General features: G+C 69.1%; 10 protein-coding genes and 1 tRNA gene. 3 read left to right on the forward strand and 8 right to left on the reverse strand.

What is annotated here, in order from left to right; translation table 11 throughout:
• The first annotated feature begins 50 nt into the window (after nucleotides 1-50).
• Entirely contained in the window at nucleotides 51-275 is a 225-nt protein-coding gene (locus tag Q0Q47_RS04430; RefSeq protein WP_293854962.1) for a hypothetical protein, read from the forward strand.
• Nucleotides 276-556: 281 nt separating this feature from the next.
• Here Q0Q47_RS04430 and Q0Q47_RS04435 read toward each other — a convergent pair whose 3' ends face one another.
• Both Q0Q47_RS04435 and Q0Q47_RS04440 read right to left on the reverse strand, forming a co-directional pair.
• Complete coding sequence (locus Q0Q47_RS04435; protein ID WP_293854964.1) at nucleotides 557-949, reverse strand: hypothetical protein; 393 nt, start codon at nucleotides 947-949, stop codon at nucleotides 557-559.
• Between the two features lie 101 nt (nucleotides 950-1050).
• Entirely contained in the window at nucleotides 1051-3000 is a 1950-nt protein-coding gene (locus Q0Q47_RS04440) for an acetoacetate--CoA ligase (protein WP_293854967.1), read from the reverse strand.
• Between the two features lie 212 nt (nucleotides 3001-3212).
• Here Q0Q47_RS04440 and Q0Q47_RS04445 point away from each other — a divergent pair, with 212 nt between their 5' ends.
• Nucleotides 3213-5030: an AsmA-like C-terminal region-containing protein gene (locus tag Q0Q47_RS04445; protein WP_293854969.1), complete on the forward strand. Its 1818-nt coding sequence runs from the start codon at nucleotides 3213-3215 to the stop codon at nucleotides 5028-5030.
• A gap of 16 nt (nucleotides 5031-5046) precedes the next feature.
• Here the strand turns inward: Q0Q47_RS04445 and Q0Q47_RS04450 are convergent, their stop codons facing one another.
• From Q0Q47_RS04450 to Q0Q47_RS04470, 5 genes are read right to left on the reverse strand one after another with little or no spacing between them, the layout of a single operon-like run.
• Nucleotides 5047-5841: an ABC transporter permease gene (locus tag Q0Q47_RS04450; RefSeq protein WP_293854972.1), complete on the reverse strand. Its 795-nt coding sequence runs from the start codon at nucleotides 5839-5841 to the stop codon at nucleotides 5047-5049.
• Nucleotides 5838-6758, reverse strand: a complete 921-nt coding sequence (locus tag Q0Q47_RS04455; protein WP_293854975.1) for an ABC transporter permease — start codon at nucleotides 6756-6758, stop codon at nucleotides 5838-5840. Before Q0Q47_RS04455 ends, Q0Q47_RS04450 begins: the two co-directional genes overlap by 4 nt.
• Complete coding sequence (locus tag Q0Q47_RS04460) at nucleotides 6755-7939, reverse strand: ABC transporter ATP-binding protein (RefSeq protein ID WP_293854977.1); 1185 nt, start codon at nucleotides 7937-7939, stop codon at nucleotides 6755-6757. The genes Q0Q47_RS04455 and Q0Q47_RS04460 overlap by 4 nt, the downstream gene beginning before the upstream one ends.
• Complete coding sequence (locus Q0Q47_RS04465; protein WP_293854980.1) at nucleotides 7932-8618, reverse strand: Crp/Fnr family transcriptional regulator; 687 nt, start codon at nucleotides 8616-8618, stop codon at nucleotides 7932-7934. The genes Q0Q47_RS04460 and Q0Q47_RS04465 overlap by 8 nt, the downstream gene beginning before the upstream one ends.
• A gap of 54 nt (nucleotides 8619-8672) precedes the next feature.
• Nucleotides 8673-9566: an aldose 1-epimerase family protein gene (locus Q0Q47_RS04470; RefSeq protein ID WP_293854984.1), complete on the reverse strand. Its 894-nt coding sequence runs from the start codon at nucleotides 9564-9566 to the stop codon at nucleotides 8673-8675.
• A 165-nt stretch (nucleotides 9567-9731) separates the two neighbouring features.
• On the opposite strand from Q0Q47_RS04470, the gene Q0Q47_RS04475 reads away from it, so the two are divergent.
• Nucleotides 9732-9807, forward strand: a tRNA-Phe gene (locus tag Q0Q47_RS04475).
• 73 nt (nucleotides 9808-9880) lie between these two features.
• On the opposite strand, the gene Q0Q47_RS04480 is transcribed toward Q0Q47_RS04475, so the two are convergent.
• Complete coding sequence (locus Q0Q47_RS04480) at nucleotides 9881-11845, reverse strand: UvrD-helicase domain-containing protein (RefSeq protein ID WP_293854987.1); 1965 nt, start codon at nucleotides 11843-11845, stop codon at nucleotides 9881-9883.
• Nucleotides 11846-11942 lie beyond the last annotated feature (97 nt).

Raw genomic sequence — 11942 nt, forward strand, 5'->3', positions numbered from 1 at the left:
GGGTCCATAGTAACGGGACCCTAACCCTGTTGCCCGGTGTTGTTGCGTTCATGCGTAGCGTACGGATCGAATCCACGATCGAGGGCGTTGACGGCGTCGAGACGCCGCAGCCCGGCGCTTCCGCCCGTCGTCCCGGCCGTTTCTGGCGCCGCGCGGCGGCCTTCCTGCTCGGCGTGACGCTGGGCATTTCGGGAATCGTGATCGGCCAGCAGGCCTTCGAGCGCCATTCCGAACTCTTCGGCCCGGCCGACGCGCCCCCTCCCCTGCGGCGTTGAGACAGGTTCGCTTCGACGCTCCGCTGCGTCGGCGTCACGGGGTCCTGTGAGTCGATCCGTGCCCCAATCCCCCTCATCCTGAGCCGGCCGCAAAGCGGCCGAGTCGAAGGACGCAGGGTGCTTCAACGGCACGATTCTGCGTCCTTCGACTCACGGCCCTTCGGGCCGTGGCTCAGGATGAGGGAATTTGAGGCCTGATCGGTTTGCAGGCTTACGTGATGACTGGTTCGGGATGCTCCCGGCCCCATCTTCGAGCGGAGCCGTAACCCCTCCCCTCGTCTTCAGGCGGCCGTGACGGAGACCACCTTGAAGGTGTGCATCTCGCCGTCCTCGTCCTTCACGGACAGGTACTCGCCCACCACCATCGGATGGTCGCCGAAGCGATAGCCGGCTTCCTCGTCGCCGGTGGCGGCGGGGTCGTAGTCGAAGGCCCAGGTGGCGCCGCCCTTGCCGCCCGAGCGGTGGACGAGGTGGCCGGTTTCCTCCTTCTCGCCCACCCAGAACCGGCGGACGCGGCAGGCGGCGCGGGCATCGCGCCACACCACGGGGTCGAGGCGGCCCTCCGCGGTGAGCGGGGCCAGGAACTCGTAGCCGTGGCGGCTGGAGCCGTCCGGATGCTCCTTCGAGCGGGCGAGATGAAGGGTGATGCGCTTCAGGGGAATGGGATGGGACACGGAGACCTCCGCAGGATGCGTCTTCCGGCATCCTGCGGCGCGGCGGCGCCTCCCGTCGTTGACTTCGCGCAAGCGGGCTGGGCGCCGGCTCCGCGAAACCCTCAGCTGCGCAGGTCGGGCAGGTCCTTGAACAGGTCGAGCGCCTCGGGGTTGGCCAGGGCTTCCTTGTTCTTCACCTCGCGCCCGTGCACCACGTCGCGCACGGCGAGCTCGGTGATCTTGCCCGACTTGGTGCGCGGGATGTCGGCCACCGCCACGATGCGCGCCGGCACGTGCCGCGGGCTTGCCCCGGAGCGGATCTTGGCGCGGATCGCCTGCTGGAGCGCCTCGTCCAGGACGACGCCCTCCCGCAGCCGGACGAACAGGACCACGCGCACGTCGTTGTCCCAGTCCTGGCCGATCGCCAGGGCCTCGATAACCTGCGGGATCTGCTCGACCTGGGCGTAGATCTCGGCCGTGCCGATGCGGACGCCGCCGGGGTTGAGCGTGGCGTCCGAGCGGCCGTGGATCACCAGGCCGCCATGGGCCGTCCATTCCGCGAAGTCGCCGTGGCACCACACGCCGGGAAAGCGGTCGAAATAGGCGGCGTGGTACTTCTTCCCCTCGGGATCGTTCCAGAAATAGATCGGCATCGACGGGAAGGCCCTGGTGCAGACGAGTTCGCCCTTCTCGCCGCGGATCGGCTTGCCGGCGTCGTCCCACACGTCCACGGCCATGCCGAGCCCCGCGGCCTGGATCTCGCCCTTCCAGACGGGCGATGTCGGATCGCCGAGCACGAAGCAGGAGACGATGTCCGTGCCGCCGGAGATCGACGCCAGGTGGATGTCGGGCTTCACGGCGTCATAGACCCAGTCGAAGCTCTCGGGCGCCAGCGGCGAGCCGGTGGAGGTCATGAGCACCACGCTCGACAGGTCGTGCGTGTCGCGCGGGCGCAGGCCCGCCTTCTTGCAGGCGTCGATGTACTTGGCGGAGGTGCCGAACAGCGTGAACGCCTCCTCCTGTGCATAGTCGAACAGGATGGACGGGACGGGGTGGAAGGGCGAGCCGTCGAACAGCATCAGCGTCTCGCCGTTGGCGAGGCCCGAGACCAGCCAGTTCCACATCATCCAGCCGCAGGTGGTGAAGTAGAACGCGCGGTCGCCGGGCTGCAGGTCGCTCTGCAACCGATGTTCCTTGAGGTGCTGCAGCAGCGTGCCGCCGGCCCCGTGGACGATGCATTTGGGCACCCCGGTCGTGCCGGACGAATAGAGGATGTAGAGCGGGTGCTCGAAGGGCAGCCGCGTGAACGCCACCGGCGCGGCCGCGAAGCGCGCCAGCACCTGCGGCAGGGTCACGCCGTTGCGCAGTCCCGCCGCGGTCGCCTCGGCGACGCCGACATAGGGCACCACCAGCACGGCCGCCAGCTCACCCAGCGCCGGCACGATCTCGGCGAGCTTCTCGCCGATGGGCAGGGTCTTGCCCGCGTAGTAGTAGCCGTCGCAGGCGATGAAGACCTTGGGCTCGATCTGGCCGAAGCGGTCCAGCACGCCGCGGACGCCGAAGTCGGGCGAGCAGGACGACCAGACGGCGCCGATCGAGGTGGCGGCCAGCATCAGGGCCACGGTCTCGGGCATGTTGGGCATCATCGCCGCGACGCGGTCGCCCGGCCCGACGCCCAGCGAGACGAGCCACTGCTGCAGGCGTGACACCATCGCGTGGAGGTCGGCCCAGCTGAGACGCGCGCTGGCCTTGTCCTCTCCCCGGAAGACGATCGCGTCGGTGTCGTCATGGCGGGCCAGGAGGTTCTCGGCGAAGTTGAGCCTGGCCTGCGGGAAGAAGTGCGCGCCGGGCATGCGATCGTCGGCCAGGGCCACGCTGCCCTTCTCGCCCTTCACGCCGCAGAAATCCCAGAGCAGCGACCAGAATTCCCCGCGCCGCTCGATCGAGGCGGCATGCAGGTCGGCATAGGTCTGGAGCGACAGGCCCAGCGCCGCGTTGAAGGCGTCGCGGAAGCGCATGACCTCGGTCGCGGCGGCCCGGGCGGGTGAAGGCGTCCACAGCGGAGCAGTCATCGGCGACCTCGATCGATCCGGACAATTTCGTCCATTGGCTTGGTTATCGCACTTTCTCGCGGGTGCGAAGGGCGGGAAAGGGCGAGAATCACCGCGAGTCGCCCTGATTTCGTCCGGTTTTGTCACCAGCAACAAAGGGCTATAGTCACCTGCTCCCGCGAGCGGCCTACGGCGTCGGTGATTCTCTGTCTGTCCGCGTAGAACGACCCCGCATGATGCGTCTCCGCTCCCTCCTCATCGCCTCGGCCGTTGCCGGCGTCGCCGTGGCCGCGGCGATGCCGTGGCGGCTGTCCGAGACGACCCACCGGCTGGAGGTGGCTCCGCAGATCGGCCGGATCGCCGGGCTCAAGGTGGAGGATGCGGGGGAGGCCCGCTTCACGCTGCTGCCCGTGCCGCGTCTCGAGGTGACCGGCCTGCGGCTTGCGGACCGCGACGGCACGAGCCGGCTCGATACGGTCAAGGTCCGGGCCCGCGCCCGCCTCCTGCCCCTGCTGGGAGGCCGTTTCGACGTCACCGAGGTGTCGCTGCTGTCGCCTCGCCTGACCCTGGCGAAGGGTCAGACGGCGCTGCCCGTGCTCGACTCGCTGCTCGGCACCGGGACGAGCGAAGGCCGGCACCTGCTGCTCGACCGGATCGCCTTGATCGACGGGTCGGTGGTGGAGCGCGAGGGCGAAACCTATACCGAGACCGTCAGCGCCCTCGACGTGCTGGCGACCCGCTCCGACTCGACCGGCGCCGTGGACGTCGACGGTCGCATGACGTGGCGCGGGCAACCTGTCGCCGTGTCGGCCAAGGGGTTCGACCTGAAGGCGATGTCGGGTGCGCCGACGGCCCGGCTGCGCGCCTCCGCCACCATGCCCCTCGGCTCCGTCGACTTCGACGGCACCGTCCTGCCCGGCGCCACCTGGCAGGCCGAAGGGACGCTGCGCCTGGCCTCCCCCGCCGTCGAGAAGCTCGCCGCCTGGCTGTCGGTGACGCTGCCCGTTCCACTCGCCGGCCAGATGACGATCGCGGCCAAGAGCACGGTGCGCGCCGACGGCGTGGCGCTCGACATGGCGCGCCTGACCGTGCCGGCGGGGGTGCTGGAAGGGGCGGTGTCGCTGCGGCAGGCCGAGGGCGGCACAGCGCTGCGCGGAACGCTGGCCAGCGACCGCCTCGACCTCAGCAGCCTGCTCGACGACATGCCGGAGCTGCGCGGGGACGACGGCACGTGGAGCCGCGAGCCCTTCGAACCCGGCGTGCTGCCGCGCGGCGACGTCGACCTGCGGATTTCCGCCGGGCGCGTGGTCTTCGGCACCACCAGCATCGGCAATACGGCCCTGTCGATTCTCAGCCGCAACGGACGCACCGACGTGGCCCTGGCCAAGGCCGAGGTGTTCCGCGGCGACCTGCGCGGCCGCGTGTCCCTGTCGCCCAGCGCGCGCGGGATCGACATGAAGGTCACGGCCTCGCTGGAGCGGGCCGACGCGACGGCGCTGCTGCAGGGCCTGTCCACCACCCGCCGGCTCGGCGGCGCCGTGCACGCCAGCCTGCAGGCCGAGTCCTCCGGGGACAGCATCCTGTCCTTGATGCGCGGGGTGGACGGCAAGGCCGCTGTCACCGTGCGGCAGGGCGACCTTGTCGGCATCAACCTGCCGGAGGTGCTGCGACGGGTGGAGAAGCGCCCGCTGCTGGCGGCGCTGGACATGCGCGGGGGGCGGACGCCCTTCGACGTCGTGAACGTCTCCTTCAGGGCGACCCGGGGCCTCGTGGAGATCAGCGACGCCGCGCTGCTGTCCTCGGCGGCGCGCGTCACGCTCTCCGGACAGATCGGGCTGCCCGAGCGTCACTTCCTGCTCACCGGCGTGGCGCAGCTGAACGACCCGGCCTCGGACGCGTCCTCCCTGCCCTTCGATCTCACCGGCACCTTCGACGAGCCTCTCGTCGTGCCGGACTTCCGCGCGCCCATCCGCCGCGCCGTGTCAGCGCCGGCGGCCAAGCCCGAGGCCCGCCCCGACGCCTTCGTCGCTCCCGCCCAGGCGCCGAACTGAAGCGCGCTGCCCGCCGTCAGCCCTTGCCGAGCATCCCGGCGCGCTTGGTGACGAGCGAGGCCACGATGATGCCCAGGGTCACCAGGCCGATCAGGATGGTGCAGGCGGCGTTGATCTCAGGCGAAACGCCGAGGCGCGCCTGGCTGTAGATGCGCATGGGCAGGGTGGTGGCGCCCGGGCCCGAGGTGAAGCTCGCGATCACGAGATCGTCGAGCGACAGCGTGAAGGCCAGCATCCAGCCGGCCGCCACGGCGGGCGCGATCAGCGGCAGGGTCACCAGCAGGAACGTGCGCAGCGGCGTGGCGCCCAGGTCCATCGCCGCCTCCTCCAGGCTGCGGTCGAAGGTGACGAGGCGCGACTGCACCACCACGGCCACGAAGCAGCTCGTGAAGGTGATGTGGGCGATGGTCACGGTCCAGAAGCCGCGGTCGAGATCGAGCGCCACGAAGAGCAGCAGCAGCGACAGGCCGGTGATGACCTCGGGCATGACGAGCGGGGCGTAGACCATGCCCGTGAGCATCATGCGCCCGGCGAAGCGCCCGAACCGCACGAGGGCGATGGCGGCCAGCGTGCCCATGACCGTCGCCACGGTGGCCGAGACGAGCCCGACCCGCAGCGTCACCCACGCGGCGTCGAGCATGGCCTGGTTGCGGAAGAGCTCGCCATACCACCGGGTCGAGAAGCCGCCCCACACCGTCACCAGCTTCGAGGCGTTGAAGGACCAGCCGACGAGCAGGACGATCGGCAGATACAGGAACGCGAAGCCCAGCGTGAGCGAGACCACGTTGAAGCGGGAGAGGCCGCGGTTCATCGGGCCGCCTCCAGCCGGCGCATCTCCAGGTGGCGGTAGGCCAGCACCGGGCCGACGATGATGACGAGCAGCACGACGGCGACCGCCGAGGCCAGGGGCCAGTCGCGGTTGTTGAAGAACTCGGTCCACAGGGTGCGGCCGATCATCAGCGTCTCGGAGCCGCCCAGGAGATCGGGGACCACGAACTCGCCCAGCGCCGGGATGAACACGAGGAAGCAGCCCGCCAGCACGCCGGGCAGCGACAGCGGCACGGTGACCAGCCAGAACGCCTTCCAGGGCGGCGCGCCGAGATCCTGCGCCGCCTCGATCAGCGTCGCGTCCTGGCGCTCCAAGGCCGCGTAGAGCGGCAGCAGCATGAATGGCAGGTAGGAGTAGACGAGGCCGATCTGCACCGCGATCTCGGTGTCCAGGATCTGCAGCGGCTCGTCGACGATGCCGAGCGCCATGAGCGCGGCGTTGAGGAGGCCCTCCGGCTTGAGGATGCCGACCCACGCGTAGACGCGGATGAGGAAGCTCGTCCAGAACGGCAGCACGGCCAGCATCACCAGGACGGGGCGGATCCTCGCCGGGGCGCGCGCCATGGCGTAGGCGACGGGATAGCCGATGAGCACCAGGAGCACGGTCGCCGTCGCGGCGATGCGGATCGAGGTGACGAAGGCGTCGAGATAGAGCGGCTCGTCCAGGAGCCCGGCGAAGTTGTCGAAGCCGAGCTGGCCGAGCTTCTCCCACCAGCCCGCCGGCCCCTCCTCCCAGGAGAAGGCGGGCCTGTAGGGCGGCCGGCTCGTGGCGCGTTCCGACAGGCTCATGCGCAGCACGATGGCGAAGGGCGCGAGGAAGAAGACCAGCAGCCACGCGAAAGGCAGCCCGGCCACGAGCAGGCGGCCGCCGGAGCGGCCGGCGCCAGCGCCCCCGCTCACCGCGCCAGCACCACGGCGGCGTCCGGCGCGAAGCGGATCCAGACGCGGTCTTCCCAGGTGAGCGGGCGCGCCACGTGGCGCGCGGCATTGGCCCGGGCGACCTTGACGATGGAGCCGTCGGCGATCTTCACGCGGTAGGTGGTCCAGTCGCCCAGATAGCCGATGTCCCAGATCTCGCCCTCCAGGACGTTGGGGCCGGCCTCCGGCCGATCGGCGAGCAGCTCCATCTTCTCGGGCCGCACCGCCACGGCCACGGCATCGCCCGCGGCCGCCACGGCCCCGTCGCGCGGCGCGCCGACGACCCGGAACGCCTGTCCGGCCGCTCCCGCCACGCTGACCACCTCGCCGTCGCGACGCTCGACCGTGCCTTCGAACAGCGTGATGTCGCCGACGAAGGCGGCGACGCTGCGGGTGGCCGGCGATTCGTAGATCTCGGCCGGCGTGCCCACCTGGGCCAGGCGCCCGCGCTCCATCACCGCGATGCGGTCGGCCATGGTCATGGCCTCGTCCTGGTCGTGGGTGACGACCAGGAAGGTCATGCCGAGCTCGACCTGCAGGTCCATGAGTTCGAACTGGGTCTCCTCGCGCAGCTTCTTGTCGAGCGCCCCCAGGGGCTCGTCGAGCAGCAGGACCTTGGGCCGCTTCACCAGCGCCCTCGCGAGCGCCACGCGCTGCTTCTGACCGCCCGACAGCTGGTCGGGCCGGCGGGCGCCGAATCCCTCGAGCTGGACGAGCTTGAGGATGGCGGCGACACGGTCCTCGATCTCGGAGCGCGGCAGCCCCTCCTGCTTCAGGCCGAAGGCGATGTTGCCCGCCACGCTCATGTGCGGGAACAGCGCGTAGGACTGGAACATCATGTTCACCGGCCGCCGGTAGGGCGGCAGGCCGGCGAGGTCCTGGCCGCCCAGCAGGATGCGCCCGGCGCTCGGCGTCTCGAAGCCGGCGAGCATGCGCATCAAGGTGGTCTTGCCGCAGCCGGACGGCCCCAGGAGGCAGAAGAACTCGCGCTCGTAGATGGCGAGGTCGACCCCGTCCACGGCGGCCACGCTGCCGAAGCGGCGGCTCACGTCCTCGAAGCGGATGAAGGCCTGCGCGGCCGGATCGGTCCAGGGCGCGAAGCTGCGGCGCACGGAGCCCACGGGCTGGTGCGCGCCACGCGGGGCGCCTCCCGGTTCAGCCATCGTTCTGGAGGGCCTCCGCCAGCCGCTCCTCGAGCACCTTGGGCCGCACGATGACCAGCGCGCCGCGGGTCTTGGTGACGATGCCTTCCGAGCTCAGCGCCGACAGCTCGCGCGTCACCTGCTCGCGCCGGCAGCCGATGCGGGCGGCGAGCACGTGATGGAAGGGCGGCGGCGACACGGAGCGCTCGCCGGACCCGCCGGGACGCGGCTGCGACATGCGCAGCAGCTCGGAATAGAGCCGGTGCTTCAGGTCGAACACCGAATGCTCGGTGATGCGCGCGTTCATTTCGCGGATGCGGTTGGCCAGGAGCCGCAAGAGCCTGTCGGTGACCACGCGGGAGGCGTAGACGGCCTCGCGGAACACCGCCGCCGGCATGATGCACATCTCGGCATTGGTGAGCGCCGTGACGTTGGCCGAGCGCGGGGTGTCGTCGATGGCCGAGAGCTCGCCGAAATACTGGCCGCCCTTCATCTCGCCGAGGATGACCTCCTTGCCGGCCTGGGTGCGGATGAGGATTCGCACGTCGCCCGCGATGATGAAGTAGACGTCGGAAGACGCGTCCTCGAAGTCGACGACGGTCTCACCCTCGTCGAAGCGCTTCCAGGCGCACCGCCGATCGAACTTGTCGAATTCGATGCCCGCATCCTTGAAGAACGGCACCCGTGCGAGAGTCTGCACGCCCCCACCCCCGTAGTCCTGACCCGCGCATGCTTAGGGGCAGGATCAGCGGGGTCAAGAGGTTGTTCCGTCAAGCGGTTCGACGATCCTTACCGTCATGCGGTGAGATGTGGATTGCCCGGGCTCCAGGACGCGCATCCCCGGCTTCTCGAACAGATCGCCGGCGAAGCCCACCGGGTCGCCCCGGCCCGTCCATCCCTCGACGCACAGGAACGGCGCCTCGGGCCGGCGCCACAGGACGATGGTCGGCAGGTCCTCGAAGTCGAACCGCAGCGCGCGCCCTTGCGCCGGCGTGAGCACGAGGCCCCGGCTGCGCGCGTCCACGAAACACAGGGACTGGGTGGCGAAGGTGCCGGCATCCAATGGCAGGCGCCGCCCATCCAGGGGAATCGCCCGCCGTTCCGGTGAAAACAGCCCGCCCGGGGCGATCACCGGGACGGTTTTCTCCTCCTCCGCATCGAACACCACCGCGAGCGGCGAGTCCGGCCCGCCGCCCAGCGGCAGCCGGAAGCCGGGGTGGAAGCCGATGGCGTAAGGCATGGGCCGGTCGCCCGTGTTGACCACGTCGAAGGCGACGGAGAGCCCGTCCGGGAACAGCCGGTAGGTCACACCGAGTTCGAACCGGAACGGGAATTGCTCCAGCGTGGCGGGCGTCTCCCGCAACACGAAGCGGGCCTCGTCCTCGCGCGCGCCCGCGGCTTCGAACGCCTGGAAGCGGGCGAAGCCATGCAATCCCAGAGGGTAGGTCTGCCCACCCACGCGGGCCTCGCCGTCGCGGGTCCAGCCCACGACCGGAAAGAGCACCGGCGCCGATTCGTCCCAGGAGGCCGGATCACCCGGCCAGAGCCAGGGCGTGTCCCCCACGTCCCACGCCTTCAGCTCGGCGCCGCGCAGCGCGATGCGGGCGCGGGCGGCGCCCGCACGAAGTTCGATCGACGGCCCGGCCATCCCCTGCCCCCCTTTGCGTCCCGCAGGCATCAAACGGCCCCGCGCGGCAGGGAGCAAGCGCCGCGACAGGAAGGCCTCTCGTCGCGGCGTCGGAGACGCTGGACAGCCCCGATCCGACCCTCTATAAGCCCCCTCGTCCGCCGCGGCCCGCCCGCGTCACGGCACGCCCAGGTAGCTCAGTTGGTAGAGCATGCGACTGAAAATCGCAGTGTCGGTGGTTCGATTCCGCCCCTGGGCACCATCTCCCTCACGTTGAACAGTGTTGGTTCCGTTTTGCGGGTCCTATCAGGCCCTCGCCGCTCGATGGCGTGGTGTCAGTCCCCGAAGAGCCAGCTCATGAACCCCTTCTTTTTCGGCGCGGGTGTGCGCTGAGCGGCGGCGTTTGACGGTGATGGGCCGGGCTGGGCGCCGGGACGCCGGATCGGCTGAGGTTTCCCAGGGGGCACGTAGCTCGTCGGCGGTTGGAACGGTTCGATGACGGCCCCGCCGGGGCCCGGCCGACGACCGCCCGGTGCCGGGGGCGCCTTTTTCGGGCTTCCATTCGAGACCGTCCGTTCGCTTGGCGCTTTGCCGGCCAGCAGGTCGAGGACGGTCGTCGGCACGTCGAGCGTCTCCTTCGCGCGCGTCAGGGCGACGTACAGCAACCGAAGCTCCGCAGGATCCGCTTCCACCGACCCCGTCCCGGGTTTCGCGGTGCGCGGCTTGGACTTCATGAAGTCGTCCATGAGCTTCACCTGAGGCCATTCGCGACCTTTCGACTTGTGCGCCGTGGAGATGACGAGGTCGGCCTGGTCGTGATCGACCGTTCGGTTCAAGGCCCACATCAGCTGCTTCTCACCGCGCTCCACGACGAGCTTCACGAAGGTGCGGAGATGCTCTCCCTCGCCAGATCCGGAAAACTCGACCAGCTCCTGCCAGGTGTTGAAGCCAAAGAAGTCGGGGACCGTGCTGGGCTGACCGCTCTTCAGATCCTGCACGCCCCGCAGGAGATCCATCAGTTCGGCGTTCCCACCGATCAGGTGAGGCTTCTGGTTTTCATCCAGGGCGGTGATCACGGCGCTGATCGTTGCGGCGTTCGTTCGCGCGAGGATGGTCGCTCCTCGCCCCGCGGCTGCCAGTTTGCTGGCGACCTGCCTGTTGCCCGTGACCGGCTTGTGCTCGCCGAGGCTTCGCAGCACCTGGGAGGCCAGGTTCGCGATCTCCGATCCAAATCGAAACGATGTCGTGAGGTAGGTCGTCTGGCCGGTCTGGATCTTCTCCATGGCATTCACGGCGCCGCGCCATTCGTAGATCTGCTGGTACTTGTCCCCCACATAGACCATCTGCGCGGGCTGCCGCTCCAGGACGCCCAGAACGACCGGGTTGGTGTCCTGCGCTTCGTCGAGCAGGATGAAATCCGCCGCGATCTGCGGATCGCCGAGGGCCCAGAGCTTGAGGTATCCGTCATGCCCGAGGGGCAAGGCGTCCGCGGGACTGGCCATCCGTCCCCAGACATGCCGGGCCCCTCGCATCGCGAAATCGACCGCCAGGGCCATCGTTTCGGGAGGAGCCGCGACGAGGCTGCCGTGCCTGGGAACGTGATGCGCGCAGATGTCCGGATCGCTGCTCTGGGCGTATTTCTTGATCGTTTCGATGATCAGGAAGGCCTGCGAGCGGGGAAGCAGCGTGTGCTTTTCGTCGAGCCGCCAGTTTTTCGTCAGCCCCAGGATCTCGGCGAGCTGGTTGGCGTTGAATTTCCCGACCATCTTGTCGTTGCCACCACCGAACGTCGGAGCCATGGCCTTGAAGGCCAGGCCATGCGTGGTCGAGCAGTTGACCCGGTTCGGGAATTTCTCCTTTGCCTCGCGAACGATGTCCCGATTGAAGGCGATGTACTGCCCTCTCCGGTTCGTCGAATGGGCCAGCATCTCCAAGGTCGAAGTCTTGCCTGACCCTGCATAGGCATTGATTTTCAGCGACGCGGCGGACTTGAAGTGGTCGATCGCCTCACTCTGCTCGGGCGTCGGCGAGATCTTGCGCTTGACCTTCGCGGATGACGGGGAGGACTGCGCGCCACCCGTCTTGCCTGAATGGGTCTTGGTCGCCGGCTTGACCGGCTGCCCTTGCAGCGAAGCGAGTTCGGCTTTCAAGATCCGGTGCAGTTCGCCTGCCCGGGCCGTCTTTCGGTGCTGGAGTTCTGTTTCGATCAGAGCAAGCTTTTGTTGATCGTGTGCCGCCATCCCCGCCGAGAAATGCGTCTCGAGCTGGTCGATGGAGCAATCGATGAACGGCCGGGACACAGTGTGCTCCAAGACGGAAATGCAACTTTTGGTTGCACAGGAAGCACCACGGCGTAAGGCAAATCAATCGCGGGCGAGAATTAACGGAAATATTGCT

It is taken from the genome of uncultured Alsobacter sp. (assembly GCF_945952055.1).
Taxonomy (GTDB): Bacteria; Pseudomonadota; Alphaproteobacteria; order Rhizobiales; family Beijerinckiaceae; genus Alsobacter.

What these genes read in the sequence shown, in the direction of transcription:
- Q0Q47_RS04430 (WP_293854962.1), top strand. Translation starts at nt 51, where the DNA reads ATGCGTAGCGTACGGATCGAATCCACGATCGAGGGCGTTGACGGCGTC.
- Q0Q47_RS04440 (WP_293854967.1), bottom strand. Translation starts at nt 3,000, where the DNA reads ATGACTGCTCCGCTGTGGACGCCTTCACCCGCCCGGGCCGCCGCGACC.
- Q0Q47_RS04445 (WP_293854969.1), top strand. Translation starts at nt 3,213, where the DNA reads ATGATGCGTCTCCGCTCCCTCCTCATCGCCTCGGCCGTTGCCGGCGTC.
- Q0Q47_RS04450 (WP_293854972.1), bottom strand. Translation starts at nt 5,841, where the DNA reads ATGAACCGCGGCCTCTCCCGCTTCAACGTGGTCTCGCTCACGCTGGGC.
- Q0Q47_RS04460 (WP_293854977.1), bottom strand. Translation starts at nt 7,939, where the DNA reads ATGGCTGAACCGGGAGGCGCCCCGCGTGGCGCGCACCAGCCCGTGGGC.
- Q0Q47_RS04470 (WP_293854984.1), bottom strand. Translation starts at nt 9,566, where the DNA reads ATGGCCGGGCCGTCGATCGAACTTCGTGCGGGCGCCGCCCGCGCCCGC.